General features: G+C 66.2%; 1 protein-coding gene. It reads right to left on the bottom strand.

Features of this window, described 5'->3' with window-relative positions; all coding sequences use genetic code 11:
* Positions 1-306, bottom strand: a 306-nt coding sequence (locus ACM43_RS09495) for a chemotaxis protein CheW (RefSeq protein WP_271539840.1), incomplete at its 3' end; no start/stop codon positions are given.
* Positions 307-340: the final 34 nt, after the last annotated feature.

Here is a 340-nt window from a genome sequence, read left to right as displayed (position 1 = left end):
GCCGATCTGGTCGATCAGGAGGCCATAGGATTCGCCGCGCAGGTCGACGCCGACCGCCATCGCGGTCTTGCCGTCCTCGTCCTTGGGCAGGCCGAGGCGCGAGCGCATGTCGACCACGGTGACGATGCGGCCGCGCAGGTTCAACACGCCGGCGATCTCGCGCGAGGCCAAGGGAACGCGGGTGACGCGCTCGGGCATGAACACGTCCTGGACGCGGGAGATCGGCAGGCCGAACAGCTGGCCGCCGATCATCGCGGTGACGTACTCGACCATGGCGCCTTCAGCGGACTGGGTCTTCTTGCTCATTTCAGTGTCTCCTGGTCCATGCCGCTTAAGGTTT

Origin of the sequence: Bradyrhizobium sp. CCBAU 45321 (assembly GCF_028128975.1) — a bacterium.
Lineage (GTDB): Bacteria > Pseudomonadota > Alphaproteobacteria > Rhizobiales > Xanthobacteraceae > Bradyrhizobium > Bradyrhizobium yuanmingense.
The sequence above is the reverse complement of the archived record's forward strand: the minus strand, read 5'-3'. Positions and strand labels throughout refer to the sequence as shown.